This is a genomic window from Abyssibius alkaniclasticus (genome assembly GCF_020447305.1).
GTDB lineage: Bacteria > Pseudomonadota > Alphaproteobacteria > Rhodobacterales > Rhodobacteraceae > Abyssibius > Abyssibius alkaniclasticus.
The window spans coordinates 63443-88534 of the sequence record NZ_CP095732.1 but is presented as its reverse complement, the minus strand read 5'-3'; the positions used below and the strand labels follow the sequence as shown (position 1 = coordinate 88534).

The 25092-nt window shown below is 59.7% G+C and carries 27 protein-coding genes and 1 tRNA gene; 14 read left to right on the top strand and 14 right to left on the bottom strand.

What is annotated here, in order from left to right; all coding sequences use genetic code 11:
* Nucleotides 1-115: 115 nt before the first annotated feature.
* Together LGT41_RS00445 and LGT41_RS00440 are read right to left on the bottom strand one after the other, a co-directional pair.
* A complete protein-coding gene (locus tag LGT41_RS00445) occupies nucleotides 116-1045 on the bottom strand; it encodes an electron transfer flavoprotein subunit alpha/FixB family protein (protein WP_274128028.1) in 930 nt (309 codons plus the stop codon).
* Nucleotides 1045-1803 carry an electron transfer flavoprotein subunit beta/FixA family protein gene (locus LGT41_RS00440; RefSeq protein WP_274128027.1) on the bottom strand — a complete coding sequence of 253 codons (759 nt, stop codon included), beginning with the start codon at nucleotides 1801-1803 and terminating at the stop codon, nucleotides 1045-1047. The genes LGT41_RS00445 and LGT41_RS00440 overlap by 1 nt, the downstream gene beginning before the upstream one ends.
* A 76-nt stretch (nucleotides 1804-1879) precedes the next feature.
* On the opposite strand from LGT41_RS00440, the gene LGT41_RS00435 reads away from it, so the two are divergent.
* Entirely contained in the window at nucleotides 1880-2176 is a 297-nt protein-coding gene (locus tag LGT41_RS00435; protein ID WP_274128026.1) for a hypothetical protein, read from the top strand.
* On the opposite strand, the gene LGT41_RS00430 is transcribed toward LGT41_RS00435, so the two are convergent.
* From LGT41_RS00430 to LGT41_RS00420, 3 genes are read right to left on the bottom strand one after another with little or no spacing between them, the layout of a single operon-like run.
* Entirely contained in the window at nucleotides 2173-2745 is a 573-nt protein-coding gene (locus LGT41_RS00430) for a cob(I)yrinic acid a,c-diamide adenosyltransferase (RefSeq protein WP_274128025.1), read from the bottom strand. The two genes, LGT41_RS00435 and LGT41_RS00430, sit on opposite strands and share 4 nt — an antisense overlap.
* Nucleotides 2745-2948, bottom strand: coding sequence for a twin transmembrane helix small protein (locus LGT41_RS00425; RefSeq protein ID WP_274128024.1), 204 nt, complete (start codon nucleotides 2946-2948; stop codon nucleotides 2745-2747). The genes LGT41_RS00430 and LGT41_RS00425 overlap by 1 nt, the downstream gene beginning before the upstream one ends.
* A gap of 54 nt (nucleotides 2949-3002) precedes the next feature.
* A complete protein-coding gene (locus LGT41_RS00420; RefSeq protein WP_274128023.1) occupies nucleotides 3003-3830 on the bottom strand; it encodes an SDR family NAD(P)-dependent oxidoreductase in 828 nt (275 codons plus the stop codon).
* Nucleotides 3831-3950: 120 nt separating this feature from the next.
* Here LGT41_RS00420 and parC point away from each other — a divergent pair, with 120 nt between their 5' ends.
* Nucleotides 3951-6212, top strand: a complete 2262-nt coding sequence (gene parC, locus LGT41_RS00415; RefSeq protein WP_274128022.1) for a DNA topoisomerase IV subunit A — start codon at nucleotides 3951-3953, stop codon at nucleotides 6210-6212.
* Nucleotides 6213-6246: 34 nt separating this feature from the next.
* A tRNA-Ala gene (locus tag LGT41_RS00410) sits at nucleotides 6247-6322 on the top strand.
* Nucleotides 6323-6329: 7 nt separating this feature from the next.
* Here LGT41_RS00410 and LGT41_RS00405 read toward each other — a convergent pair.
* Together LGT41_RS00405 and LGT41_RS00400 are read right to left on the bottom strand one after the other, a co-directional pair.
* The gene (locus LGT41_RS00405; RefSeq protein WP_274128021.1) at nucleotides 6330-6881 is read right to left on the bottom strand and encodes a helix-turn-helix transcriptional regulator; all 552 of its coding nucleotides are present in this window, start codon (nucleotides 6879-6881) and stop codon (nucleotides 6330-6332) included.
* A gap of 39 nt (nucleotides 6882-6920) precedes the next feature.
* The gene (locus LGT41_RS00400; protein ID WP_274128020.1) at nucleotides 6921-7247 is read right to left on the bottom strand and encodes a hypothetical protein; all 327 of its coding nucleotides are present in this window, start codon (nucleotides 7245-7247) and stop codon (nucleotides 6921-6923) included.
* Between the two features lie 332 nt (nucleotides 7248-7579).
* Here LGT41_RS00400 and LGT41_RS00395 point away from each other — a divergent pair, with 332 nt between their 5' ends.
* Nucleotides 7580-8311, top strand: coding sequence for a hypothetical protein (locus tag LGT41_RS00395; protein WP_274128019.1), 732 nt, complete (start codon nucleotides 7580-7582; stop codon nucleotides 8309-8311).
* A gap of 120 nt (nucleotides 8312-8431) precedes the next feature.
* On the opposite strand, the gene LGT41_RS00390 is transcribed toward LGT41_RS00395, so the two are convergent.
* Nucleotides 8432-8638 (bottom strand): cold-shock protein, encoded by a 207-nt coding sequence (locus LGT41_RS00390; protein WP_274128018.1) that lies wholly within the window; start codon nucleotides 8636-8638, stop codon nucleotides 8432-8434.
* A 237-nt stretch (nucleotides 8639-8875) separates the two neighbouring features.
* Between LGT41_RS00390 and LGT41_RS00385 the strand changes: the two genes are divergently transcribed.
* A complete protein-coding gene (locus LGT41_RS00385) occupies nucleotides 8876-10069 on the top strand; it encodes a TIGR03862 family flavoprotein (protein ID WP_274128017.1) in 1194 nt (397 codons plus the stop codon).
* Nucleotides 10070-10254: 185 nt separating this feature from the next.
* Complete coding sequence (locus LGT41_RS00380; protein ID WP_274128015.1) at nucleotides 10255-11349, top strand: hypothetical protein; 1095 nt, start codon at nucleotides 10255-10257, stop codon at nucleotides 11347-11349.
* On the opposite strand, the gene ettA is transcribed toward LGT41_RS00380, so the two are convergent.
* Nucleotides 11339-12994 carry an energy-dependent translational throttle protein EttA gene (ettA, locus tag LGT41_RS00375; protein ID WP_274128013.1) on the bottom strand — a complete coding sequence of 552 codons (1656 nt, stop codon included), beginning with the start codon at nucleotides 12992-12994 and terminating at the stop codon, nucleotides 11339-11341. The two genes, LGT41_RS00380 and ettA, sit on opposite strands and share 11 nt — an antisense overlap.
* A 281-nt stretch (nucleotides 12995-13275) precedes the next feature.
* On the opposite strand from ettA, the gene LGT41_RS00370 reads away from it, so the two are divergent.
* Nucleotides 13276-13884: a glutathione S-transferase gene (locus LGT41_RS00370; protein ID WP_274128011.1), complete on the top strand. Its 609-nt coding sequence runs from the start codon at nucleotides 13276-13278 to the stop codon at nucleotides 13882-13884.
* Here the strand turns inward: LGT41_RS00370 and LGT41_RS00365 are convergent.
* Entirely contained in the window at nucleotides 13881-15287 is a 1407-nt protein-coding gene (locus LGT41_RS00365; RefSeq protein ID WP_274128009.1) for an aminotransferase class V-fold PLP-dependent enzyme, read from the bottom strand. The two genes, LGT41_RS00370 and LGT41_RS00365, sit on opposite strands and share 4 nt — an antisense overlap.
* Nucleotides 15288-15380: 93 nt before the next feature.
* On the opposite strand from LGT41_RS00365, the gene LGT41_RS00360 reads away from it, so the two are divergent.
* Complete coding sequence (locus tag LGT41_RS00360; RefSeq protein WP_274128008.1) at nucleotides 15381-15857, top strand: Lrp/AsnC family transcriptional regulator; 477 nt, start codon at nucleotides 15381-15383, stop codon at nucleotides 15855-15857.
* Here LGT41_RS00360 and LGT41_RS00355 read toward each other — a convergent pair.
* Nucleotides 15803-17149 (bottom strand): mechanosensitive ion channel family protein, encoded by a 1347-nt coding sequence (locus LGT41_RS00355; protein ID WP_274128006.1) that lies wholly within the window; start codon nucleotides 17147-17149, stop codon nucleotides 15803-15805. The genes LGT41_RS00360 and LGT41_RS00355 overlap by 55 nt on opposite strands.
* A gap of 62 nt (nucleotides 17150-17211) precedes the next feature.
* On the opposite strand from LGT41_RS00355, the gene LGT41_RS00350 reads away from it, so the two are divergent.
* From LGT41_RS00350 to LGT41_RS00325, 6 genes are all read left to right on the top strand, one after another.
* Nucleotides 17212-17847, top strand: a complete 636-nt coding sequence (locus LGT41_RS00350) for a LysE family translocator (protein ID WP_274128005.1) — start codon at nucleotides 17212-17214, stop codon at nucleotides 17845-17847.
* Nucleotides 17848-17941: 94 nt separating this feature from the next.
* On the top strand, nucleotides 17942-20722 hold the full coding sequence (fdhF, locus tag LGT41_RS00345) for a formate dehydrogenase subunit alpha (RefSeq protein WP_274128004.1): 2781 nt from the start codon (nucleotides 17942-17944) through the stop codon (nucleotides 20720-20722).
* Nucleotides 20723-20797: 75 nt separating this feature from the next.
* Complete coding sequence (locus LGT41_RS00340) at nucleotides 20798-20992, top strand: hypothetical protein (RefSeq protein ID WP_274128002.1); 195 nt, start codon at nucleotides 20798-20800, stop codon at nucleotides 20990-20992.
* A 278-nt stretch (nucleotides 20993-21270) separates the two neighbouring features.
* Nucleotides 21271-21468 (top strand): hypothetical protein, encoded by a 198-nt coding sequence (locus LGT41_RS00335; protein WP_274128000.1) that lies wholly within the window; start codon nucleotides 21271-21273, stop codon nucleotides 21466-21468.
* A gap of 56 nt (nucleotides 21469-21524) precedes the next feature.
* A complete protein-coding gene (locus tag LGT41_RS00330; RefSeq protein ID WP_274127999.1) occupies nucleotides 21525-21725 on the top strand; it encodes a hypothetical protein in 201 nt (66 codons plus the stop codon).
* A 122-nt stretch (nucleotides 21726-21847) separates the two neighbouring features.
* A complete protein-coding gene (locus tag LGT41_RS00325) occupies nucleotides 21848-22363 on the top strand; it encodes a hypothetical protein (RefSeq protein WP_274127998.1) in 516 nt (171 codons plus the stop codon).
* 5 nt (nucleotides 22364-22368) lie between these two features.
* Here LGT41_RS00325 and LGT41_RS00320 read toward each other — a convergent pair whose 3' ends face one another.
* The 3 genes from LGT41_RS00320 to LGT41_RS00310 all read right to left on the bottom strand — a co-directional run bounded on the left by LGT41_RS00320 (nucleotide 22369) and on the right by LGT41_RS00310 (nucleotide 25058).
* A complete protein-coding gene (locus LGT41_RS00320) occupies nucleotides 22369-22677 on the bottom strand; it encodes a hypothetical protein (protein ID WP_274127997.1) in 309 nt (102 codons plus the stop codon).
* Between the two features lie 88 nt (nucleotides 22678-22765).
* The gene (locus LGT41_RS00315) at nucleotides 22766-24241 is read right to left on the bottom strand and encodes an NAD-dependent succinate-semialdehyde dehydrogenase (RefSeq protein ID WP_274127996.1); all 1476 of its coding nucleotides are present in this window, start codon (nucleotides 24239-24241) and stop codon (nucleotides 22766-22768) included.
* Between the two features lie 97 nt (nucleotides 24242-24338).
* A complete protein-coding gene (locus LGT41_RS00310) occupies nucleotides 24339-25058 on the bottom strand; it encodes a hypothetical protein (RefSeq protein ID WP_274127995.1) in 720 nt (239 codons plus the stop codon).
* Nucleotides 25059-25092: the final 34 nt, after the last annotated feature.

Sequence of the window (25092 nt, the reverse complement as noted above, 5' to 3'; positions counted from 1 at the left end):
CCAGTTTCCTATTCGTTTGGCCAAGAATATGCGCAGCCGCACAGGCGCTGCAACCGCTATTCGCCAAAAGAAAAGCCCCACCAGCGGCGGGGCTTTCCAAGTGCTGTATCTGCGCTTAGCTCAGTGCCGCGTCAAGCTCCGGCACGGCGGTGAACAGGTCGGCCACCAGCCCGTAATCGGCCACCTGAAAGATCGGCGCTTCCTCGTCCTTGTTGATGGCGACGATCACCTTGCTGTCTTTCATACCCGCAAGGTGCTGGATGGCACCGGAAATGCCGATGGCGATGTAAAGCTCGGGCGCGACAACCTTGCCGGTCTGGCCAACCTGCCAGTCATTCGGGGCATAGCCGCTGTCAACCGCAGCACGGCTGGCACCAACGGCGGCACCAAGCTTGTCGGCCAGCTTTTCGATGATCTCGAAGTTTTCCTTGCTGCCAACACCGCGACCGCCCGACACAACCACCTTGGCCGAGGTCAGTTCGGGCCGGTCGGAAGATTGGACGCGGTCTTCAACCCAGGCCGAAAGGCCGGGGTCTGCGGCCGCCGCCGCCGCATCAACCGAAGCAGCACCACCTTCGCCGGCCGCATCAAACCCGGCGGTGCGGATCGACATGACCTTTTTGGCATCGGTGGATTTCACGGTCTGAATGGCGTTGCCCGCATAAATCGGGCGCTCGAACGTGTCGGCATCGACAATGCCGGTCACATCGGAAATGACCATCACATCCAGCAACGCAGCCACGCGGGGCAGCACGTTCTTGCCAATGGCGGTGGCCGGGGCGGCAATATGGCTGAAATCACCCGCAAGCCCAACGATAAGTGCGGCCAGCGGCTCGGCCATGCCGTGGCCATATAGCGCATCATCGGCGCAAAGAACGCGGGCAACACCGGCCAGTGACGCGGCGGATTTTGCAGCATCGCCGCAGCCTTCACCCGCGACCAGCACGGTGACATCCCCCAAACTCTGCACGGCGCTCAGCGCCTTGGCGGTTTGGTCCATCGAAATTTCGGCGCCGTTAACCTCGGCAAGTAGCAAAACAGCCATCAGATCACCCCCGCATCTTTGAGTTTGCCCACAAGTTCCGCAACCGAGGCAACTTTCACACCCGCCGCACGCGCCGCCGGTTCACTGGTTGAAACGATGCTCAGCCGTGCGGTGGTATCCACGCCGTAATCTTCGGGCGTTTTGGTATCCAGCGGCTTTTTCTTGGCTTTCATGATATTGGGCAGCGAGGCATAGCGCGGCTCGTTCAGGCGCAAATCCACGCTCACAATCGCGGGCATGTTCACCTTGATCACCTGCAAACCGCCATCAACCTCGCGGGTTACCGTGGCGCTATCGCCATCAATATCGAGCTTTGAGATGAAGGTCGCCTGCGACCAGCCCAGCAAGGCAGCCAGCATCTGGCCGGTGGCATTCATGTCATTGTCAATCGCCTGCTTGCCGCACAGAACAAGGCCGGGGTTTTCTTCCTTCACCACAGCGGCGAGCAGCTTGGCCACGGCCAGCGGCTCGATATCGGTATGCACATTGTCGGTGGCTTCGATCAGAATGGCGCGATCGGCCCCCATTGCCAAAGCGGTGCGCAGCGTTTCCTGGCTTTGCTTCACGCCGATGGACACCACGACGATTTCTTCTGCCTTGCCCGCTTCGCGCAGACGAATGGCTTCTTCCACAGCGATTTCGTCAAACGGATTCATCGACATTTTGACATTCGCAAGATCGACCCCGCTGCCATCCGCTTTGACACGAACTTTCACGTTATAGTCGATCACGCGTTTAACAGGCACCAGCACCTTCATTGCGTATCTCCAGTATCAACGCCCCTTCGGGGCAAGTTATCGGCCCAAGCTCTAGCGGATTTTCCTGCCCCGCGCCGTGAAAAAACGACACAAAATTTCAGAATCCGCCACATATGGAACCAGCCAAGACTGGCGCAACAAATCATTTGCTGCGCTGCAACGCAAGCAAGACATCGCGGCAACCCGGCTGCGTGGTGCCGCAACGCAGCAATTGAGGATTGTTCCAAATCTGCGTGGCAGGTCAACCATGATCAAAAAACAACGTGGAATTGGCGCCGTTGGCCGCTATCGAAAGGCAAAGGGCAGGGCGCGGTTGATCAAAAAACCACCTGGCCGCTTCAAGCCCACAGTGCAGATGCTTGCCCAAAGCTAACGATTGGCGCCCGGCGCCCAAAGCACATCATCGGCGCCATTGTTATTGGCAATGCGCGCGGCCACAAAAAACCAGTCCGACAGGCGGTTGAGATAGCGCAGCGCGGCGGGGTTGACTGTTTCGGCTATGGCGAGTTCCGTCGCCAGCCGTTCGGCCCGGCGCGACACCGTGCGGCACAGGTGCAAATGTGCTGCAAGCGCCGCGCCGCCGGGCAGGATAAAGCTGCGCAGCGGGGTCAGATCGGCATTCATTGCGTCTATCTCTGCTTCAAGCCGGTCTACCTGTGCATCATTCACGCGCAGCGGCGGGTATTCGGCACTGGCGTCTTTTTCCATATCGGGGCGGCAAAGATCGGCCCCCAGATCGAACAGATCGTTCTGGATACGGGCGAGAGCCTCATCCGCTGCACCGCTGGCATGGAGCCGCGCCAGCCCGACGGTGGCGTTGGTTTCATCAACCGTGCCATAGGCGGCAACGCGGGCATCGTGCTTGGCCACGCGCGCACCATTGCCAAGGGCTGTGTCACCCCTGTCGCCCGTGCGGGTGTAAATGCGGTTCAAGACAACCATCAGCTTGACGAGCGCAGATAGAGAAACAGCATGAACAGCGCCACGGCCACAAATTGCAGCGCAATGCGCAGCCGCATGATCTTGTTGGCATATTTGCGGTTGAATTCGCCGCCCCGGGCAAAGCCGATAACGCCGGTCATCAGCACCACGAACACCGCAAGGCAGGCGAGAATGACCAGTATGAAAAGTGGGTCTTGAAGCATGGCAGTATCCTTTCACACCCAGTATAACGCGGCGCCCTTGTCAGCGCCATTGCCTTACTGGCGGCGAAATATCGCATCTGCCCAGCTATCGGGCAAAAACCGCTTGGCATAGCGGGCAAAATAGGTGGGTGTTGTGACATAGTAGCGCGCGCGCGGTGTGCGGCTTTCCAGCGCATGTATAAGCTTCGCAGTCACCGCGCTTGGTGGCAATTCGAACCTGTCTTTCTTGGTCGCCGGTTCATACAGGCGCGGGCGCAAGGTTTTTTCATACACCCGGCGCAAGGCCGAGGCTTCCCAATCTATCCAGCGTTCAAAATGCGGGATGGCGTTTTCGCGAATCCGCGTGGCAATGGGCCCCGGCGCGATCAGGCTGAAATGCACCGGGCTTTGGTGGTTTTCGTAGCGCAGCGCATCACTCATCCCCTCCATTGCGAATTTCGTGCCAATATAGGCGCCGCGCATTCGCAAGGCCGCAAACCCCAGCACCGAAGAGCAGTTGATGATCCGCCCGCTTCCCTGCGCCTTCATGGCGGGCAGAACCTGGCGGATCAGGTCGAACTGGCCGAAAAGATTGACCTCGAATATCGCGCGCAACGCATCGCGCGGCAAATCTTCCACCGCGCCGGGAATGGCATAGGCGCCATTGTTGAACAGCGCATCGAGCCGCCCGCCGGTGCGCGCAAAAATCTCGGCCAGCGCAGCCTTCATCCCCGCCTCGTTTGCATAATCAAGCGCCAGCGCCTCAAGCCCCTCATTCACCAGCCGGTCGGCGTCTTTCTGCTGGCGGCAGGTGGCAAACACCCGCCAGCCGCGCGCCGCCAGCGTATGCGCCGCATCATAGCCAATGCCCGACGAGCAGCCGGTGATGAGAATGGTTTTCATAGGCCCGTTATCCGAATTTCCGTTGCGCATGGCGACGCTGTCACACCTGCCCATGCGCCGCAACGCAGCTATGGCAGAATTGTGCTGGACCACACAAGCCCCCCGATATAGACGATATCTATGTCTGATTTGCTTGATGACCCCAATATGCGCGATGGCTCGGCCACCTCGAATGAAACCCTGCGCCGGGCGCTTGGCGATCGCTATTTGCAATATGCGCTGACCACCATCATGCACCGCGCCTTGCCCGATGCGCGCGACGGGCTGAAGCCTGTGCATCGGCGGATTCTTTACGCCATGCGCGAATTGAAGCTCGATTCGACCGGCGCGTTTCGCAAATGCGCAAAAATCGTCGGCGATGTGATGGGCAACTTTCATCCGCATGGCGACAGCGCGATTTACGATGCGATGGCGCGGCTTGCGCAAGATTTCAACGTGCGCTACCCGCTGGTCGATGGCCAGGGCAATTTTGGCAATATCGACGGCGACAACCCCGCCGCCCAGCGCTATACCGAGGCCCGCCTGACCCGCGCCGCCGAGGCGATGATGGACGGGCTGGCCGAAGACGCGGTTGATTTTCGTGAAAACTATGATGGCACCGATCGTGAGCCGGTCGTGCTGCCTTCGGCCTTTCCCAACCTGCTGGCCAATGGCTCCAGCGGCATTGCCGTGGGCATGGCCACCAACATTCCGCCGCATAATATTGGCGAGCTGTGCGATGCCTGCCTGCACCTGATCAAGGCGCCGAACGCGCATATCGAAACCCTGCTCGAACATATGCCGGGGCCGGATTTCCCCACAGGTGGCATTCTGGTTGAGCCGCGCGACAATATCCGCACGGCTTACGAGACCGGGCGCGGCTCGTTTAGGCTGCGCGCGCGCTGGGCGGTTGAAGATCTGGGCCGGGGCACATGGCAGATTGTCGTTACCGAAATCCCCTATCAGGTGCAGAAATCCAAGCTGGTCGAGAAAATCGCCGAGCTGATCAACGCCAAGAAAATCCCGATTCTGGGCGATGTGCGCGATGAAAGCGCCGAAGACATTCGCCTTGTGCTGGAACCCAAAAGCCGCACGGTTGACCCGGCCGTGCTGATGGAGACTCTGTTCCGCCAGTCCGACCTTGAAACACGGTTCAGCATGAATATGAACGTGCTGATAGATGGCCGCACGCCCGTTGTGGCCGATTTGCGGCAGGTTCTGCGCGCCTTTCTCGACCACCGTCGCGATGTGCTTTTGCGCCGCAGCCAGCACCGTCTGGCCAAGATCGATGCCCGCCTTGAAGTGCTTGAAGGCTATATCATCGCCTTTCTGAACCTCGACCGGGTGATCGCCATCATCCGCCACGAAGACGAGCCCAGGCCCGTGCTGATGGCCGAATTCGAACTGTCCGACGTGCAGGCCGAGGCGATTTTGAACATGCGCCTGCGCAGCCTGCGCAGGCTTGAAGAAATGGAGCTTCGGCGCGAACATGATGCGCTGCTGATCGAGCGGGCCGAGTTGCAAGACCTGCTGGCCGATGAGGGCCTGCAATGGGCGCGGATCAAGGAGCAGCTTCAGGAAACCCGCAAAAGCTTTGGCCGCGCGGCCAAGGGCGGCGAGCGGCGCACCGAACTGGCCGAAGCGCCCGAAATCGAGGATGTGCCGCTGGAGGCAATGATCGAGCGCGAGCCGATCACGGTGGTCTGCTCGGCTATGGGCTGGATCCGTGCCATGAAGGGCCATATCGCGCCCGATACCGAGTTGAAGTTCAAAGATGGCGACGGCCCGCGCTTCCTGATCCATGCCGAAACCACCGACAAGCTGCTGCTGTTCGGCAGCAACGGGCGGTTTTATACCTTGCCCGGCTCCAGCCTGCCCGGCGGGCGCGGCATGGGCGAGCCTGTGCGCCTGATCGTTGATTTGCCGAACGAGGCGGAAACGCTGGCGCTGTTCATCCACAAACCCGAGGGCAAGCTGCTGGTCGCCTCGACCGCCGGCGATGGCTTTGTTGTGGCCGAGGCAGATTGCCTGGCCCAAACCCGCAGCGGCAAGCAGGTGCTGAACACAAAAGAGGGTGTGAAGGCCGCAATCTGCCGCCCGGTGCAGGGCGACAGCATTGCCGTTGTTGGTGAAAACCGCAAACTTCTGGTCTTTCCGCTGGCCGAACTGCCTGAAATGGCGCGTGGCAAGGGCGTGCGCCTGCAGGCCTATAAAGATGGTGGCCTGTCCGACGCGATCACCTTCACACGTGCAGATGGCTTGAGCTGGAAAGACCCGGCCGGCCGCACCCGCACCGAAACCGACCTGGAGGAATGGAGCGCGCCGCGCGCCAAATCGGGCCGCATGGCACCGCGCGGCTTCCCGCGCAACAATCGCTTTGACGACGCGCATCAGGCATCTTGACAAACCCTTGCGCCGCTGCAAAATCCGCCGCGTTGGGGCCGTAGCTCAGTTGGTAGAGCGCGTCGTTCGCAATGACGAGGTCAGGGGTTCGATTCCCCTCGGCTCCACCAAACCGCCTCAGGCAGGCTGCGCGCCATTTGGTGTGTCAAGCTCCGGCTGATGCTCGGTCGGCAGCTTTTCAACCAGATCTTCCACCACCCATGACACAAGCTGCTGGCGCGTGGACATGTTGGATTTCTTGAAGATCGAGGTGAGTTGCGATTTGATGGTCGATTCACTCGTGCCGCGCAAATCGGCAATCTCGTGGTTGGAAAACCCCTTGATCACCAGCGTCGCCACGGTCTTTTCGGTCGGCGTCAGGTTCCAGGCATTGAACTGCGCCTGAATATAGTTGTGAAAATCGCCCGAGGCGGCGCGCACACGCTCTTCAACCTGCGTGCTGCGCTTTTCCATCAGCGAGATCAGCCAGAAGCTGGTGAAAACGCCGATCAACATGCCAAAGGTCGACAGGATCTCAACACTTTCAAGCGCGCTCCAGGGCACAAAGAACAACGGAATGGCGAAGAGATCTGCAATCACCTTGAACAGGAACAGCGACGTGCAGACCACCTGAAAAATCAGAACCCCGCGTATGATCTTGCGGAATTTGATGGGGCGCTTTTTGATCATGGCATTGTCCTGGTTAATAAACGCGTCAAAATTTTGGTGCTAACGGGCATAAGCCACGTCACGCAATATCTGCCCGGTCGATTGGGAAATAACGATTTCGCGGCGAATCTGGTCATTCACGGCAATAATGCGGATGCGGTTCAACCAGGTGCGGTTGATCTGCTCGATCAAAAACCCGGAATCCCCAAGCGATTCAATGATTTCAAGATAGGGCTCGTTCGGCATTGCCGCACCAAGCTCGATTGCAACCGGGCTGCGATTCGTTTGTGCGGCCAATGCGGCAGGGTTGAGGGAAAGAACGCCTGACAACGTATAGGCGAGTAGTATGAAAGCGAAGGCATACCGGCTGCGCTGTGCCGTGGGCATAGCGTATCCAGGCCAGATTTTCATGCGCTTCACCCTCCTTCCGATTGCAAAAAATTCTCTAGAGTTGAACCAAGCTAAGCCGTTTTTCTCCTGTGATAGAAGGGAAAACGGCCTTGGGTTTGATTTTATTAAGTTAACACAACTTTAACGCGCGGCTTCACACTTTGGCCCTAATATTCATGCGTAATACCTTAGGACTATAACACAATCTTACCGCCCGGTGCTAGCCTTCACCCATAGGACGAATAGGCAACTGATCGAGGCGATCCAGCCCAGATACGGGCCGCTTCGCAAACACATGAAAGGAATATCAAATGGCACATACTAAAGTAATGAGCGCTCCAATCTTCGGTCGCAGCCTGCTGCAAGGTGCATACCTGCTTGCGTGTGTTTCCCTGCTGGGCACAGCGGCCCAGGCGCAGTCGCTCGGGGTGAACCTCAATCTTGGCGGCAGCGGCGGTGTCAATGTCGGCGTGAACCTTGGTGGCTCGGGTGATGACGGCGGTGACGGCGGTTCGGGTGGCGATGGCGGCTCAGGTGGCGGTCTTGATGTCGGCGTGAATATCGGCGGCTCAGGCGGCAGTGGCGGCACCGGCGGTGACGGTGGCATTGGCGTCAATCTTGGCGTTGGCAGCGGCGGCGTGACCGGGGGCGTCAGCACGGGCGGCGGCACGGGCGGCGGTGACGGCACGTCGGGTGGCGGCACCCAGGTTGGCGTTGACATTGGCACAGGCACGGGTGGTGGCGGCGCCACAATCCCTGCAAGCACGGCCACCGGCTATGCCCATGGCGACAATGGCGCAGGCTGCAACCTGATCGGCAACACCACGGCCTTTGAAGGCCAGCGTGCGGTTGACCAGAACGGCGTTGTGATCGGCGATATTCTCGGCGTGATGGTCGACACGACCCTGACAATCCGCACCGTGCGCTTCATGACAGCGGGCGATCTGTTCGGCGGCCGTCGTTGCCTTGATGTCAGCGGCGAAAATATCTGGGCCGATGCCCGCGGTGTTCACCTGCCGATCTCGCAAGCGGCGCTGATTGCGCAGCTGGCCAGCAACTAAGCTTCGAATCTCCCTCCACGGTCGAAGCGGGGCGCGTCAGAAATGGCGCGCCCATTTCATGTTTGTGCATGAAAAAAGAGCGGGCAATGCCCGCTCTCTATCGCCCAGAGGCGTGTTCGTTTATGCCAGCGCCAGGTTGGTCGCCGACTGGCGGCCATCGCGACCCGACTCAAGGTCGAAGGTCACTTTCTGGCCATCGGGCAGGCCCGACAGGCCGGCGCGCTCAACCGCCGAAATATGAACGAATACGTCTTTGCTTCCGCCGTCTGGCTGGATGAACCCAAAACCTTTGGTGGCGTTAAACCATTTCACGGTGCCTGTGGCCATCGTGTGTCTCCTCTTAACGCTGCCCGCAACATGCGGCAGCTCGGCTCAGTCAGTGCAAGATCGAAAGACTGCGCCGAAAAGGTGACAGCGGGTCGATAGAGATAACGTAGCGAGGAATCCATACACAGGTTTCTGCCTAAAAAGCAAGCATTATTGCATTTTGGCGCGACGCGGCGCCGCTATGCTGGACTTGAGAATTTTTGATGCCTAAGCAAGCACAGCAGGATCGGGGCCGATATGGATGTAAGCAAGCCGGATATTTTGGTGGTTGGTGCGGGTCCGGCCGGGCTTATGGCGGCAGAGGCCGCGGCCGGATCGGGGCGTAAAGTTCTATTGGTAGATGCCATGCCAAGCTTTGGCCGCAAGCTGTTGATGGCGGGCAAGTCCGGGCTGAACCTGACAATGGCGCAGCCGGAACGCGACTTCATGCAAGCCTATACGCCGCCCGCATTTCTAGCGCCCATGTTGCAGGCCTTCGGGGCGCAGCATGTGCAAGACTGGGCGCGTGGCCTTGGCGTTGATCTGTTCATCGGCAGCACGGGGCGGGTGTTTCCGACTGCGATGAAAGCCTCGCCCTTGCTGCGCGCCTGGCTTGCGCGACTCGCGGCACTGGGGGTTGAGTCGCGTGCGCGCTGGCAATGGATTGGGCTGGATGCCGGGGCATTTGCCTTTGAAACGCCACAGGGCGCGCGGGCGGTTCACCCCCGCGCCACGGTGCTGGCGCTGGGCGGGGCAAGCTGGCCAAGGCTTGGCTCCAATGGCCATTGGGCAGATATTCTGGCCAATTCGGGTGTAGAGATCATGCCGTTCCAGCCATCGAATATGGGGTTTCTTCGGGCGTGGAGCCGCTTTATGGCGCCGCATTTCGGCGCACCCATCAAGCCTGTCGGTCTGCGGGCTGGCAATGTGCAGGGGCGCGGCGAATTTGTGATCTCGCGGCTGGGCATTGAAGGCGGCGGGATTTATCCGCTGGCGGCGGCCTTGCGCGCGGGCGCAACGCTGGAACTTGACCTTGTGCCGGACCTGCCGCTTGCGCGCGTCATCGATAAACTGGCGCAGCGCCGCAAGGCCGACAGCCTGGCCAACAGCTTGCGCAAATCGCTCAACCTAAGCGCAGCAAAACTGGCGCTTTTGCAAGAATGCGCCCGCCCGCTGCCACATGAGCCGGCCGCGCTTGCGCAACTGCTCAAATCGCTTCTGCTTGCGCTTGCCGGCCCATATCCGATGGCCCAGGCGATCTCGACAACCGGCGGCATTGCCTGCGCGGCCGTCGATGAAACCCTGCAACTGCGCGCCTTGCCGGGGGTTTTTGCGGCTGGTGAAATGCTCGACTGGGATGCCCCGACCGGCGGCTACCTGCTCACCGGATGCCTGGCAAGCGGGCGCTGGGCGGGGCAGGCGGCGGCGCAATATGGCCGATCGGCCGTGTAGCCAGCCTGCGCAACGCATTGCGGTAACTTCATGGCACCACGCGAAGCCCTGGCAGTATCCGCGGGCAGAAAAAGCTTTCTGGAAACGAAATGCGTTGCTATTGGTGCCTATACGCCGCCGCTGTTTTGACTCAAATGCACATCACTGTGCCTGTTTCGGGGTAAATAGTGTTCTTCTTGAAGCTGTTGGCACATGTAATTCTGAAGCTGACATTGATCTTCTCGCTGATGATCAGCGGGTTGAGCATTTACCGGTTCAGCCAGATCCCGCTTGGTGCGCGGCTGATCGATCTTGGAGCATCGGAAATTCAGGCAACGATGAATGCGGCCATTGCCCGTGAATATACGCAACCAGAGATCGAAGCGCATCTGATGGCGCTGCTCGAAAGCGAACCGCGGAACTGGGTTGTAATTCAATCGGTTGTCGATGTGATGGCGGAAAACGGATTTGGGATAACCGATGAGGGCCGCGCAAGGCTGCGCGCGGCTGATGCCGAGGATTCCGGCATATTGGCGGCAAGCTGGGCCTGTGTATCATGCGCTTGGGACAGTTCGTCATGCGAGCTGTCTGTCGCACTTCTGTGCCGCCTGCCGATAGATCTTACGCCAGTGGGCGACATTTCCACGCTCATCTTCGAAAGCTCGAATTATGTGCTTGGCTATGAAGTTGATCAGTTTGACCTTGTTCTGGCACTGGTTGGCGTAAGCGCGGTTGTCATTATCCCGATAACGGGCGGCACATCGGCGACACTCAAAGCCGGAACGTCAATATTGAAACTGGCCAAGAGCCTTGGCCGGATAACGCCGGGCCTGATGCGAATGATACGCGGCGCGTTTTCGCGTGCGGTCGATTGGTCGGTTCTTGCCAAAACCTCCGTGACAAGGTTCCTGGATGATGTCCCTCGCGCCATTCGGCGCAATGAAATTCAACCGATTGCGCGGTTGGTGGATAATATGAGCAAAGTAAGTGACCGCGTCGGGATACCGCAAACGCTACATCTTGTTGGCTATGTCGACGATGTTTCGGATTCAGCCCGGCTTGCATCGCTAACCGGGGCGGTTGCCAACAAATCGAGCGGGTATTTGTCGCTACTGGGTAAAAACCGGGTATTTCGGGCAATCGTGCGCTGGTCTGACGAGGTTGCGGAACTGGTCTTTGCCGTTCTCGGGCTCATTTACGCATTCTTCGCGATCGTGCTGAACTTCATCATCAGCCGCAGCTTGCGCAAATTACGGCGGCTGGCACGCGCAACGCCCAGCCGCCCGAAGCCTAACGCGTGAATTTCTTGTATTTCACCCGCTGCGGTTTGATGGAATCCGGCCCCAAGCGGCGCACTTTATCGGCCTCATAATCCTCGAAGTTGCCCTCGAACCATTCCACATGGCTATTCCCCTCAAAGGCCAGAATATGCGTGCAAAGCCGGTCGAGGAAGAAACGGTCATGGCTGATGATCACCGCGCAGCCGGCAAAATCGGAAATCGCATCTTCCAATGCGCGCAGGGTCTCAACATCCAGATCATTGGTCGGCTCGTCAAGCAGCAGCACATTGCCGCCCGATTTCAGCAGCTTGGCCAGATGCACGCGGTTCCGCTCGCCGCCAGATAAAAGCGAAACCTTTTTCTGCTGGTCGCCACCCTTGAAGTTGAAGGCGCCGGTATAGGCGCGGCTGTTCACTTCGGCATCACCAAGTTTCACCACATCCAGCCCGTCGGAAATTTCCTCCCAAACGGTCTTTTTGCCATCAAGACTATCGCGCGACTGGTCGACATAGGAAAGTTGCACCGAATTGCCGATTTCGACCGTGCCGCTATCGGGCTTGTCCTTGCCGATGAGCATCTGGAACAGTGTTGATTTACCCGCGCCGTTCGGCCCGATCACGCCGACAATGCCACCGGGCGGCAGCGAGAAAGACAGGTTGTCGATCAGCACCTTGTCGCCAAAGGCCTTGGACAGGTTTTCAACCTCGATGACCTTGCCACCAAGGCGCGGGCCATTGGGAATGACGATTTGCGCGCCGGTAATGCGCTCGCGTTCCGAGGCGTCGGCCAACTCGTTATAGGCGTTGATACGCGCCTTGGATTTCGCCTGACGGGCCTTGGCGCCCTGCCGCATCCATGCCAATTCGCGCTCCAGCGTTTTCTGGCGCGATTTGTCCTCGCGGGCTTCCTGCTCCAGCCGCTTGGCCTTCTGGTCCACCCAGGCCGAATAGTTGCCCTCGTAAGGAATGCCACGGCCACGGTCGAGTTCCAGAATCCAGCCGGTGATCTGGTCAAGGAAGTAGCGGTCATGGGTCACAATCAGGATTGTGCCTTTGTAATCAATCAGATGCTGTTGCAGCCATGCAATGGTTTCGGCGTCCAGATGGTTGGTCGGCTCGTCAAGCAGCAGCATGTCGGGCGCTTCAAGCAGCAAACGGCACAGGGCCACGCGGCGACGCTCGCCGCCCGAAAGCGTTGCGACATTCGCCTCGTCCGGCGGGCAGCGCAGCGCCTCCAGGGCCACGTCGATCTGGCTGTCCAGATCCCACAGGTTCTGCGCGTCGATCTCGTCTTGCAGCTTGGCCATTTCTTCGGCGGTTTCATCGGAATAATTCATCGCCAATTCGTTGTAGCGCGCCAGCAGGTTGACCTTCGGGGCCACGCCTTCCATCACGTTCTCGCGCACGGTCTTGCTGTCATCCAGATGCGGCTCTTGCGAAAGATAGCCCACGCGGATGCCTTCTGCCGCCCAGGCTTCGCCCTGAAAATCCGTGTCCATGCCGGCCATGATCCGCATGAGCGTGGATTTACCCGAGCCGTTCACCCCGACCACACCGATCTTGACGCCGGGCAGAAACGACAGCTTGATGTTTTCAAAGCATTTTTTGCCACCCGGATAGGTTTTGGACACCCCATCCATGTGATAGACATATTGATATGCGGCCATGATCGTCTTTCCGTTTATGCAGGTTTGCGCCCCATGTAGCCTGTTCAGCGCGATGAGGGAAGGGGGCGCGGTCTGGCGCGCGGTTTGGCCGGGGGCCGAACGTGCAGTCTTTCAAGCCTGAGTTTCACCCAGAGTTGCCAGCCCTGCGCGTTCGGCCGCAAATCGCCACTGGCGCGCTTTTGCTGCGGGCCGGGCAAATTGGCGCCAGATCTCGGGCGTTCTGTGGTTGCAATCGGGCAATCTTGTGCCAATCTGCGCGAAATCGCAACACGAGGTCCCCCATGAAACTATTCGTCGCCCCCGCATCGCCCTTTGTGCGCAAGGTCATCGTGGCCTTGCATGAAACCGGCCAGATCGGCGCGGTAGAGCTTGTGCCGGTCACTGTCAGCCCTGTTGCACCGGGTGATACCGTGCCGGACCATAACCCGCTTGGCAAAATTCCGGCACTGGCGCTGGATGATGGGCGCAGCTTGTTTGATAGCCGCACCATTACCCGCTATATCGACAGCCTGGCCCCCGGCACGCTTTACCCCCAGGCCCCGGCCTTGTGGGATGCCTTGGTGCTGGAATCGCTCGCTGATGGAATTATGGATGCGGCGGTATCTATGGCCTATGAAGGGCGCTTGCGCCCGGAAAACATGCGCTATGAACCCTGGCTCGCGGCGCAGTGGCTGAAAATCGACCGTGCGCTTGGCGCGCTTGAAACCCGCCATATGGACCAGTTGAATGCAACCGCCGATATGGCCGTTCTGGCCGTGGCCATTGCGCTGGAATATGTCGATTTTCGCCATGATGCCCGCAACTGGCGCGCAAACCACGCCACTTTGGCGGCATGGCACAAGGGCATTGCCGGCCGCGCAAGCCTGGTGGCGAGTCAGCCAAAGGCCTAGGCGGCAACCAGTTCCGGCGCGGCCTGGGCAAGTTCGGCAATGCTGGACAGGATGAATTCGACCGTTTCATCCTGCATCAGCACCGAAAAGTTCAGCCGGATAAAGCCGGGTTTGTTGCGCAGGTCTCCGGCAAGAATTTCGCGGCGCATTTGCGCGGATGCCGCATCGGATATTGCCAGAAGCCTGTGCGCATAAGGCCCGGCGCAGGCGCAGCCACCGCGCGCCTGAATGCCGAAACGCTCGCTTAACATTCGGGTGGCAGGTTCAGGCTTGATCCAGCCGCCCGCACCATCGGCAATGCGAAACGCAAAAATCGGCAGGCGGGTTTCATGTGTCGGGGCCAGAACGGCCACGCCGGGCATGGCCTTGAAGGCGGCAAAGGCGCGCGCGGCCAGCTCGGCATTGCGCACCTGCATATGCGCACCAATCGCCGCTTTCACCAAAAACACCAATGCGGCGCGGATGTCTCCCAAAGTGTTCGGGGTGCCCGCCTCTTCGCGTGCAATCGGGCAGGGCAGATAATCATGCGTTGTGGCATTCACATAGCGCACGGTGCCCCCGCCCGGCGCGGTCGGGCGGCTCATGGCAATGGCGTCGCGGCGGATGATCATCACGCCCGACGCCCCTGGCCCGCCGATGAATTTATGCGCCGAGGTCACGATGAGATCAATTTCGGCACCCGCCGCCGGGTGCATCGCAATGGGCAGATAGGGGCCGGCGCCCGCATAATCCCACACCACCAGCGCGCCAGATGCCTTCAACTGCCGCGTAACCGCAACCACATCGCTGCAAATGCCGGTAATGTTGGAGGCGGCTGAAAATGCCCCGATGATCAGCGCACCCTTGGCGGCGTTCAGCGCGCGCGCAAGGTCGTCAAGGTCAATGCCGCCGCCTTCCGCCTCGGCGATTTCCACCATCTCGGCACCGCTTTCGCGCCAGGGCAGCAGGTTTGAATGATGCTCATAGGGGCCGACCAGCACCACCACGCGCCGCCCTGCCGCCAGCGCCGCGGGCACGCCCAGCAGCGCAACCGCCTTGTTCAGGCCCGCCGTTGCCCCCGCGCCGCTGAAGATAACCGCATGGTCATCGGATGCGCCGCAACATGCGGCAATCACGCCGCGCGCATCTTCGCGCAGCTGCGTCATCGCGCGGCCACAGCAGCTATCTTCGGTATGGGCATTGGCGTAATAGGGCAGAACCTGATCAAGCATCGCATGTTCGATTTGCTTCAGCGCACGGCCCGAGGCGACGTAATCGGCATAGACCATCTTCTTGCGGCCATAGGCGGTGTCAATCTGTAGCCCGGCGCCGACAAGCCCGTCGCGCAGATGCGCCAACAGGTCGTCGCGGTTCAGCGATTTTGCGAAATCGTCAAAAAAATCTGCAAGCGGTGATCGGGTCATTTCGGGCCTTTAGGTTGGTTTGGGGTAATCTATTGTGAATGTCTGCAAAAGACATTACCTTTAACTGCGGTAAAGTCGCAAATTTTGGGTCATATGAACGAGCAAACATTCAAAATCGATATGATTGATCGGCGCATACTTGCCTGCCTGCAGCGCGATGGCAGCATGGCGCAGCGCGAGGTGGCCGAATATGTCGGCCTGTCGCAAAACGCCTGTTGGCGGCGGCTGCAACGGCTGCGCGCGGCGGGGGTGATCAAGGGCAGCCATACCCGGCTCGATCTGGCGGCCTTGGGGCTTGATCTGTCGGTGTTTGTAATGATCAAGACCGCGCATCATTCCGATGACTGGATCGCGCGCTTTGCCAAACATGTGGCCGGCCTGCCGCAAGTGACCGATTTTCACCGCATCGGTGGCGAATGGGATTATCTGATCAAGGTCACTTGTGCGGGCATGGCTGGCTATGATGCCTTCTACCGCGCACTGATTACCGGCTTCGACCTTGCCAATGTCACCGGCTATTTCTCTATGGAGGCAATGCTCGATTCACGGCCGGTCGGCTTGTCACGCTGATCCATGTTGCGGAAATTGACATCGCGCTGCGGGAAGGGGATTTCGATATTGGCGGCTTTGAGCGCGTCCCAAAGCTCCAGATACACATCGCCGCGAATATTGGTCAGCCCGCCGATCGGGTCGCGGATCCAGAAGCGCAGAATGTAATCGACCGAGCTATCGCCAAAGCCGGTAATATGGCATTGCGGCGGCGGGTCATGCACCACGCGACCGGCCTTCACCGCAGCTTCGCGCGCCAGTTTGCGCACCTCATGCGGGTCGCTGTCATACGAGGTGCCGAACTCCACATCCAGGCGCACAAGGTCGTTGGAATGGCTCCAGTTCACCACCTGCCCGGTGATCATGTCCTCGTTGGGCACAAGGTATTCGCGCCCGTCGCGGGTTTTGACCGAGACGTAGCGCGCCGACAGGTCGGTGATCCAGCCGAACGTATTGTCGATGGTGATCACATCGCCGGGTTTGATGGATTTATCGACCAGCAGGATGACCCCCGCCACAAGGTTGGACACGACCTTTTGCAAGCCAAAGCCAATGCCAAGCCCGATGGCGCCGGACAGCACGGTCAGCGAGGTCAGGTCGAACCCAACCGTTTGCAGCCCGATCACAATCGCCAGCCCGTAAAGCGCCAGCCGCAGCCCTTTTTCCGAAAGCATCCGCATCGAGGGCGACAGGCCTTCGACATTCTGCAAGCGTTTGCGCGCGGCGTTGTTCACCAGCCCGACGAAGAAGAACAGCACCGCCAGCGTGGCCATTGCCTGCACCACCATCAGCGCCGACAGGCGCAGCCCGCCAAGGTTTATGGCCGCTGAATCCAGTGCGCTCATGGCGTCATCGGTCATGTTCAGCAGGCGCAGGGCGATGTATATCCACACCGCAAAGCGGGTGACATTGCGCAAAAGCGGGTTGCGGATAAGCCGCGCCGACAGCGCCACGATTACCCAGGCCAGCGCAAGGCTCGCGCCAAGGGCAACGATATAGCTGCGGCTGGGAAACACGGTGAACGAGCGCAGGATGAACACCGCCAGCCAGCAATAAAGCGCCAGAAGGATGGATTTGCTGCGCCGGGCAACGGCGATCATGATGCGCAATTGCCGCGTGCTTAGCCCCTTGCGGTCGCGCATCCAGGCATCAATCGGCGGGTCGATCAGCCGCGCGGTCAGCAGGGCCGCCGCCAGACACACCAGCAAAATGACATATTGCCAAACCCGATAGGGCAGGAACATGCCACCCATCCAGTTGACAATCGCTGTCCAAATCGTGTCGATCTGTGCCAGTAAACTGTCCAAATCCATCCTTTCGATATTTACACCATTATGGTCTGGCCTTGTCCTCAGGTCTAACGCTAACTGCACGCATGACACTGGCCTGGTATGACTTTTTCGAGGTTTGGGCGTTGATCGGGCTTAACATCCTGTCACCGGGGCCGAATGTGTTGAATACGATCAGCATTTCTATGGGCTCCGGGCGGCGGTCTGGGCTGGCCTGTTCGGGTGCTGTGGGTATCGGGGTTGCCCTTTGGGCCGGTGGCGCGGTGCTGGGCGTGGCGGCGCTGTTTGCGCTGGCCCCTTGGCTGGAACCGGCGCTCGAACTTTTGGGCGCGGGCCTGCTCATCTGGTTTGCCAAACGCTTTTTGCACCGCGCGCTGGGCGGGCGCGGGCAGGTGCGCGCGCGAAACAACATCACCCCGTGGCGGGCCTTCTCCGCTTCACTTGCCATTCTGGCCACCAACCCGAAGGCGCTGACCACCTGGCTGACCGTGCTGGCCATCTTTCCGGTGAAATCCGCCGCGCCCGCCGACCTTGCCGTGCTGATTTTTGGCGCAATCCTGCTGGCAATGGGCCTTCACGCCGGCTATGCGCTGCTGTTTTCTACCAAAATCGCGGCCCATGCCTATATGCGCGCGGCCCCTTACATAGATTGTGCGGTTGCGGCCTTCTTTGTGCTTATCGCCGCCGGGTTGTTGCGCAATGTCGTGCTGCAATGGGTGTAATGGCGTAATAAAGCGCGCGCCTGTCGGTTTGGTTTTCCAAATTGCGCGCGAACGTGGTTAAACTTCGCCAACAGCGCATGATATAGGCGGGCATATGAGCGACAAAATCACCTTCACCCTCGATGGCCAGCAGGTCGAAGCCGCTGCGGGCGAGTCGATCTGGGAGGTCGCCAAGCGGCAGGGCACCACCATTCCGCATCTGTGCCATTCCGGCAAAAAGGGCTATCGCGCCGATGGCAATTGCCGCGCCTGTATGGTGGAAATTGATGGCGAGCGTGTGTTGGCCGCCTCCTGCATACGTGAACCCAGCGAAGGCATGGTTGTCAAATCCGCCTCGGCCCGCGCGGTTTCCGCCCGCAAAATGGTTATGGAAATGCTGGTGGCCGACCAGCCCGCGCGCGACACCGCGCATGATAAATCGAGCCATCTGTGGGATATGGCCGATATGCAGGGCGTGGCCACCAGCCGCCTGCCCAGGCTTGAAGCCACCCGTATCCCGCTGCTCGATGACAGCCATGTCGCCATGCGCGTGAACCTTGATGCCTGCATCCATTGCAACCTCTGTGTGCGGGCCTGCCGCGAGGTGCAGGTGAATGACGTGATCGGCATGGCCGGGCGCGGGCATGATGCGCAGATCGTCTTTGACATGGATGACCCGATGGGCAATTCAACTTGCGTGGCCTGCGGTGAATGCGTGCAGGCCTGCCCGACCGGCGCGCTGACCCCGGCCACGATGCTCGATGATGCCCAGCAGGGCGATCGTGCCGATTATGACCGCGAGGTGAAATCGGTCTGCCCCTATTGCGGCGTTGGCTGCCAGCTTTCCTTCAAGATCAAGGATGATAAAATCGCATGGGTCGACGGGGCCGATGGCCCGGCCAATGAAAACCGGCTTTGTGTGAAGGGCCGTTTCGGGTTTGATTACATTACCCACCCGCACCGCCTGACCAAACCGCTGATCCGCCGTGATGATGCGCCCGCCAAGGGGCTGAATGTTGACCCCGCGAAGCTGATGACCCATTTTCGCGAGGCGACATGGGACGAGGCGCTGGATGTGGCTGCCAATGGGCTTGCGCATCTGCGTGAAACGCGCGGGGGCGAATCTGTCGCCGGTTTCGGGTCTGCCAAATGTTCGAATGAGGAAGCCTATCTCTTCCAAAAACTCATCCGCACCGCCTTTGGCCACAATAATGTTGACCATTGCACGCGGCTCTGCCATGCCTCATCGGTGGCCGCGCTTATGGAAAATGTCGGCTCTGGCGCTGTGACCGCCACCTTCAACGAGATTGAAAACGCCGATGTGGCGATTGTGATCGGCGCCAATCCGGTTGAAAACCACCCCGTTGCCGCCACCTATTTCAAGCAGTTCACCAAACGCGGCGGCAAGCTGATCGTGATGGACCCGCGCGGCGTGGGCCTGCGGCGCTTTTCATCCCATATGCTGCAATTCCGCCCCGGCGGCGATGTGTCCATGCTCAACGCAATCATGAATGTGATTGTGAGCGAAAAGCTGTTCAACCCCGCCTATATCGACCGGTTCACCGAAGGGTGGGATAATTTCTGCGCCCATATCGCCGCCTTTACCCCCGAAAAGATGTCGCCCATCTGCGGGATTGCCCCCGATGTGCTGCGCGATGTCGCCCGCACCTTCGCCAATGCCAAGGCGGCGATGATCTTTTGGGGCATGGGCATATCCCAGCATATTCACGGCACCGACAATTCGCGCTGCCTGATCAGCCTTGCCCTGATGTGCGGCCATGTCGGCCGCCCCGGCGCGGGCCTGCACCCGCTGCGCGGCCAGAACAACGTGCAGGGCGCGTCCGATGCCGGCATGATCCCGATGTTCCTGCCCGATTATCAGCCCGTGGGCGATGATGGCGTGCGCTCGGCCTTTACCGAGATTTGGGGCACGCCGGATTTTTCATCGCAAAAGGGGCTGACCGTGGTGGAAATCATGGATGCCATCCATGACGATAAAATCGCCGGTATGTATATTCTGGGTGAAAACCCGGCAATGTCCGACCCCGATGTCGAACACGCGCGCGACGCGCTCGCCAAGCTCGACCACCTTGTCGTGCAGGATATTTTCCTGACCGAAACCGCGAATTACGCCGATGTTGTGCTGCCTGCCGCCGCCTGGGCCGAAAAATCCGGCACGGTCACCAATACCAACCGTCAGGTGCAAATGGGCCGCCCCGCCGTGCCAAGCCCGGGCGAGGCGAAGCCCGATTGGTGGATTACGGTCGAGCTGGCGCGGCGTTTGGGCCAGAACTGGCCCTATAAAGACCCGTCCGAGGTGTTTGCCGAAATGAAGCTAGGCATGAAAAGCCTGAACAATATCACATGGGAGCGGTTGGAGACCGAAGGCGCGATCACCTATCCCAGCCTGACGCCAACCGACCCCGGCCAATCCATTGTGTTTGCCGATGGCTTTCCGCGCGCCGATGGCCGTGCCAAATTCACCCCCGCCACGGTTATCTCGCCCAACGAGGTGCCCGATGCCGAATACCCGATGGTGCTGATCACCGGGCGCCAGCTTGAGCATTGGCATACCGGCTCGATGACACGGCGCGCCAGGGTGCTGGACGCGGTCGAGCCCGAGGCGAATTGCTCGCTCAACCCCGCCACCTTGGCGCGGCTGGGGGTCGAGCCCGGCGGTATGGTCCGGCTGTCAACCCGGCGTGGCAGCATCACCGTCATGGCGCGGGCCGACCGTGCGGTAGCCCCCGATAACGTGTTCCTGCCCTTTGCCTATGTCGAGGCGGCGGCGAATATCCTGACAAATCCGGCGCTGGACCCTTACGGCAAAATCCCGGAATTCAAGTTTGCAGCGGTGCGGGCCGAGGCCGCAAATGACACGGTTGCCGCAGAATAGTGTCATTTTTGTTGCCAAAATCATGAGGATGCGGCACAAAAGACCATTGTTGACCCAATTGCACAGGAGCGTTTTATGCGTTTTGCACTTACTGCACTTTCCACCATTCTTGCCGCCGGCTCCGCTTTTGCGGGCGCGGCTGTTTATGTTGCCCCCGCGGTTGTCGAGGTTGAAGAGCCGATGCGCGCAGGATCGGGCGCCTGGCTCATCCCGCTGGCGATCATCGCCATTCTGGCGCTGACCCTGACCGGGGATGACGAGCCGAGCTAACCCTTCGATAGCTCAGCTTCGGCACCAAAACTGGGCCAGCCCTGTGAACCGGGCTGGCTTTTCATGTCTGGGCATCATCGGGGCCACTGCTATGGGCTATGCTGTTTTCGCTACAAGGCCACCGACACGCAGCCGACACGCAGCCGACACGCAATTGTAACCAATTGGCAACAGGTTCACATAGAGTTGTGCCAATGGGGCCGCATATTTCAAAATCCGTTGATTCACCGCGAGAAATCCAACAGATTCTCAAAAGATTAACTATTTAGGAGATCGATGTGAAAACAGCTCTTACCGCCCTGCTGGGCACCGTTGCAAGCGTTGGCGCCGCACTTGCCGGCACCCCGGTTTATGTTCCGCCCGCAGTGACCGTTGTTGATGAACCCATGCGTTCGGGTTCGGGCGCCTGGCTCATCCCGCTGGCGATCATCGCCATTCTTGCACTGACCCTGACCGGCGACGACGAAAATCAGTAACAACCCCGAAACGGGTCTGACCTCGTATAAACGATAACACTCTAATGGAGAAAAAGATGAAAAGCATTCTTGCCGGCCTGATGGCCACCCTTGCCACCGCTGGCGCCGCACTTGCCGGCACCCCGGTTTATGTTCCGCCCGCAGTGACCGTTGTTGATGAACCCATGCGTTCGGGTTCGGGCGCATGGCTCATCCCGCTGGCGATCATCGCCATTCTGGCGCTGACCCTGACCGGCGATGACAGCAACGAAGGCTAAGGCCGGCATCGGCCTTGCCTGTGATCATCACGACGTGAAAGAGGCCCGCCGGGCCTCTTTTCTGTTTTGAGATTGGCTGATTTTTATCTACAAATCGTCAACAGCCCTTCCGGAGGCCGCTTATGCCCTATCTTATTGCGCTGATCGGCGTGGTTTCGGCCATAACCTTCTGGTATTTCCGCCTGCGCGATACCGGTGCCGATGTGCTGGACATGGCCAATGATGTGCGCCTTGCCGCGCGCCGTTTCGGCTTTACCCGCAAGCTCAACGCCAATCCGGTGGACTCTATTGAAGATGCGCGGCTGGCGGCTGCGGGAATTTTGGTGATTGCCGCCGAAAGCGACGGGGCGATTTCCGAGTCCGAGAAAAAGATGTTCTTGCGGCAATGCCAGTCGGTGTTTTCCTGCACCGCCGATGAGGCGGGGGAGTTTCTGATTTTTGGCCGCTGGCTGGCCAATACCTCGCCCATCCGCGATGAAACTCTGCGCCGCCTGGTGCGCAAAACCCTGCAACTGGGCGGGGCCGAAGCCTTGGCCGACCTTGGCGGCATGGTGCGCGCAGTGGGCGAGGCCGATAACGGCACCGCCGATGAATATGTCGAAGATATCCTCGAACGGCTGAAACGCGCGAGCAACTGAATGCGCTAGTGTTTATGCCCGCAGCCGCATTCAGAATTGGCGTATTTCAGGCGCCATGTGATCATCGACAGCAAGCAGGCTTGGCCCGGGTCTTGCGCGTCGCGGATGCGGCCCATCATCGTGGCCCAGTCTTCTTCGGGTGCGCGGTTCGAGAAATCGACCACGGCCATGCGCGCATAGCTTTCAGGGTCCATATCCTCGGCCGCGGCAACCTTGCCAAGCTCGGCCCAGATTGCGGGCTCGGCCGGGGCGAGCCACTTTTCAAGCCCGGCACCGGAATTGCGCGCGGCTGTCAGAATTTCGCCTAGCATCATGATAATCGCTCCTTGAATGCAGAAGTGATGATTGACTCTCGAACACCATGCAGTGCCGGGCCTGCACCAACAGGCCCGGCCTGGCCGGTTAAACGCTCATGCAGATGTATTTCATCTCCAGATAATCCTCGATACCGTGGCTGCTGCCCTCGCGGCCCTGGCCGGATTGCTTGACGCCGCCAAACGGGGCCACTTCGGTGGAAATCAGGCCGGTATTCACGCCGACCATGCCATATTCCAGCGCCTCGGCCACGCGCCAGACGCGGCTCAGGTCATTGGCGTAGAAATAGCTGGCAAGGCCGAAGATCGTGTCATTGGCCTGTGCGATCACATCCGCCTCGTCCTCAAACCTGAACAGCGGGGCGACGGGGCCGAAGGTTTCGTCAGACGACACGGCCATCGCCTTGGTCACGCCTGTCAGGATCGTCGGCTCAAAGAAGGTGCCGCCAAGGGCGTGGCGCTTGCCACCGGCAATGATCTTTGCACCCTTGCCCACCGCATCGGCGATATGCTCTTCGACCTTGGCAACCGCATCGGGGGTGATCAGCGGGCCGGTTGTTACACCCTCGCCAAAGCCGTCGCCGATTTTCATCTTGCCAACGGCGGCGGCCAGCTTTTCGGCAAAGGCATCATACACGCCTGCCTGCACATAAATGCGGTTGGCGCAAACACAGGTCTGGCCATTATTGCGGTATTTGGAGATCATCGCGCCTTCAACGGCTTTGTCGAGGTCAGCATCATCAAACACGATGAAGGGCGCGTTGCCGCCAAGCTCCATGCTCATCTTCATGATCTGCTCGGCCCCCTGGCGCAGCAGGATGCGGCCCACTTCGGTGGAGCCGGTAAAGGTTAGCTTGCGCACTTTCGGGTTGTCGCAGAATTCCTTGCCGATTTTGGAGCTGGAGCGCGATGTGATGACCGAAAACACGCCCTTGGGCACGCCCGCGCGTTCGGCCAGCAGCGCCATTGCAAGGGCGGAAAGCGGGGTTTCGCCTGCCGGTTTGGCCACAAATGTGCAGCCAACGGCCAGCGCCGGGCCAACCTTGCGCGCGATCATCGCATTGGGGAAGTTCCACGGCGTGATGGAGGAGACCACGCCCACCGGCTGTTTCAGCACCATGATGCGTTTGTCGGGCTGGTGGCCGGGAATGGTTTCGCCATAAACGCGCTTGGCCTCTTCGGCGAACCACTCGATGAAGCTGGCGCCATACAGCACCTCGCCCTTGGCCTCGGCAAAGGGTTTGCCCATTTCGGCAGTCAGGATCGTGCCGAGGTCATCGGCATTTGCGACCATCAGCTCGAACCATTTGTGCAAAATGGCGGCGCGGTCCTTGCCGGTGCGCGCAGCCCAGGGCTTTTGCGCGGCATAGGCGGCATCAATCGCGCGGCGGGTTTCCTCCACGCCCATATCGGGCACGGTGCAGATGACATCGCCGCGCGCGGGGTTGGTCACGTCAAAGCTTTTGCCGCTATCGGCACCACACCATTCTCCCGCCACATAGGCGGTGTCCAGCAGCAGGCTCGGGTCTTTCAGCATTGATTTCAGGTCTGTTACGTCCAGCATTTCGTCCTCGAAGGCCAAATGAAAATTGGCGGCAGGTGAACATATTGCCGGGCAAGCCGCAAGGGGTTGCCGCCGCCGTGGCCGTAACCTATTGCCCCTAGTAGTAGGGCGAATAGCTGAACATCATCGGGTTGCGCGGCCCACCAAGTGCAATGGTTACGCCCGCCGAGATGAGCGAGCCGTTATAGCTGTCCGGGTCGCCAAAATTGTTGGTCATGAAGCCATAATCGGCGTAAAGCGCAATTTTTTGCGTTACATTGTAACTTAAACCCAGCGAGGCAACGGTGTAAAAGCCCAGCCCGTCATCGTAATTCACATTGTGCAAGGCGGCGCGCAGGTCGAGCGCGGGCGTGGCGCTGTAGCTGAGCATAAGGTCAACAAGGGTTGCGGGCTCGAATGCGGAATCAAACCGCCCGACGCGGCCTTCAATGCGCAAATCGCCGGCAATATGCACGGCCTCCAGCGCATAGAGATAGTCGCCATCATTGTATGTATCATAGGCCACAAGGGCGGCCACGCGCGTGGTTGGGGCAATGTCGTAATAGGTGTGCAGCGCGATCAGGTTGGTGCTGCGAAACTCCAACCCAGGGTCGGATGAAGCGACATCCTGCGCATGGCCAAGGGTGATCTGCACACCAAAATTTGGGCTGATTCCGTAGCTGGCATGGGCAATCGCTTCGGCCTGATCAATGGTGAAGCCCTCACCATCATTATAGATCTGATACTGGAAATCGAGATACGCGCCTTCAAAGCCCTGTGCGGCAAGCGGTGCGGCCAACAGGCTGAATGCGGTGGCCAGATGATACGGTTTGAACATGATACTCCCCTACGCTTAAAGCCCCAGCATAAGG

What these genes read in the sequence shown, in the direction of transcription:
- LGT41_RS00370 (WP_274128011.1), top strand. Translation starts at nt 13,276, where the DNA reads ATGAAACTATTCGTCGCCCCCGCATCGCCCTTTGTGCGCAAGGTCATC.
- LGT41_RS00325 (WP_274127998.1), top strand. Translation starts at nt 21,848, where the DNA reads ATGCCCTATCTTATTGCGCTGATCGGCGTGGTTTCGGCCATAACCTTC.
- LGT41_RS00330 (WP_274127999.1), top strand. Translation starts at nt 21,525, where the DNA reads ATGAAAAGCATTCTTGCCGGCCTGATGGCCACCCTTGCCACCGCTGGC.
- LGT41_RS00420 (WP_274128023.1), bottom strand. Translation starts at nt 3,830, where the DNA reads ATGAAAACCATTCTCATCACCGGCTGCTCGTCGGGCATTGGCTATGAT.
- LGT41_RS00350 (WP_274128005.1), top strand. Translation starts at nt 17,212, where the DNA reads ATGACACTGGCCTGGTATGACTTTTTCGAGGTTTGGGCGTTGATCGGG.
- LGT41_RS00390 (WP_274128018.1), bottom strand. Translation starts at nt 8,638, where the DNA reads ATGGCCACAGGCACCGTGAAATGGTTTAACGCCACCAAAGGTTTTGGG.
- LGT41_RS00430 (WP_274128025.1), bottom strand. Translation starts at nt 2,745, where the DNA reads ATGGTTGTCTTGAACCGCATTTACACCCGCACGGGCGACAGGGGTGAC.
- ettA (WP_274128013.1), bottom strand. Translation starts at nt 12,994, where the DNA reads ATGGCCGCATATCAATATGTCTATCACATGGATGGGGTGTCCAAAACC.
- LGT41_RS00395 (WP_274128019.1), top strand. Translation starts at nt 7,580, where the DNA reads ATGAGCGCTCCAATCTTCGGTCGCAGCCTGCTGCAAGGTGCATACCTG.
- LGT41_RS00425 (WP_274128024.1), bottom strand. Translation starts at nt 2,948, where the DNA reads ATGCTTCAAGACCCACTTTTCATACTGGTCATTCTCGCCTGCCTTGCG.
- LGT41_RS00355 (WP_274128006.1), bottom strand. Translation starts at nt 17,149, where the DNA reads ATGGATTTGGACAGTTTACTGGCACAGATCGACACGATTTGGACAGCG.
- LGT41_RS00310 (WP_274127995.1), bottom strand. Translation starts at nt 25,058, where the DNA reads ATGTTCAAACCGTATCATCTGGCCACCGCATTCAGCCTGTTGGCCGCA.
- LGT41_RS00315 (WP_274127996.1), bottom strand. Translation starts at nt 24,241, where the DNA reads ATGCTGGACGTAACAGACCTGAAATCAATGCTGAAAGACCCGAGCCTG.
- LGT41_RS00360 (WP_274128008.1), top strand. Translation starts at nt 15,381, where the DNA reads ATGAACGAGCAAACATTCAAAATCGATATGATTGATCGGCGCATACTT.
- LGT41_RS00400 (WP_274128020.1), bottom strand. Translation starts at nt 7,247, where the DNA reads ATGCCCACGGCACAGCGCAGCCGGTATGCCTTCGCTTTCATACTACTC.
- fdhF (WP_274128004.1), top strand. Translation starts at nt 17,942, where the DNA reads ATGAGCGACAAAATCACCTTCACCCTCGATGGCCAGCAGGTCGAAGCC.
- LGT41_RS00340 (WP_274128002.1), top strand. Translation starts at nt 20,798, where the DNA reads ATGCGTTTTGCACTTACTGCACTTTCCACCATTCTTGCCGCCGGCTCC.
- LGT41_RS00440 (WP_274128027.1), bottom strand. Translation starts at nt 1,803, where the DNA reads ATGAAGGTGCTGGTGCCTGTTAAACGCGTGATCGACTATAACGTGAAA.
- LGT41_RS00445 (WP_274128028.1), bottom strand. Translation starts at nt 1,045, where the DNA reads ATGGCTGTTTTGCTACTTGCCGAGGTTAACGGCGCCGAAATTTCGATG.
- LGT41_RS00365 (WP_274128009.1), bottom strand. Translation starts at nt 15,287, where the DNA reads ATGACCCGATCACCGCTTGCAGATTTTTTTGACGATTTCGCAAAATCG.
- LGT41_RS00405 (WP_274128021.1), bottom strand. Translation starts at nt 6,881, where the DNA reads ATGATCAAAAAGCGCCCCATCAAATTCCGCAAGATCATACGCGGGGTT.
- parC (WP_274128022.1), top strand. Translation starts at nt 3,951, where the DNA reads ATGTCTGATTTGCTTGATGACCCCAATATGCGCGATGGCTCGGCCACC.
- LGT41_RS00320 (WP_274127997.1), bottom strand. Translation starts at nt 22,677, where the DNA reads ATGATGCTAGGCGAAATTCTGACAGCCGCGCGCAATTCCGGTGCCGGG.
- LGT41_RS00385 (WP_274128017.1), top strand. Translation starts at nt 8,876, where the DNA reads ATGGATGTAAGCAAGCCGGATATTTTGGTGGTTGGTGCGGGTCCGGCC.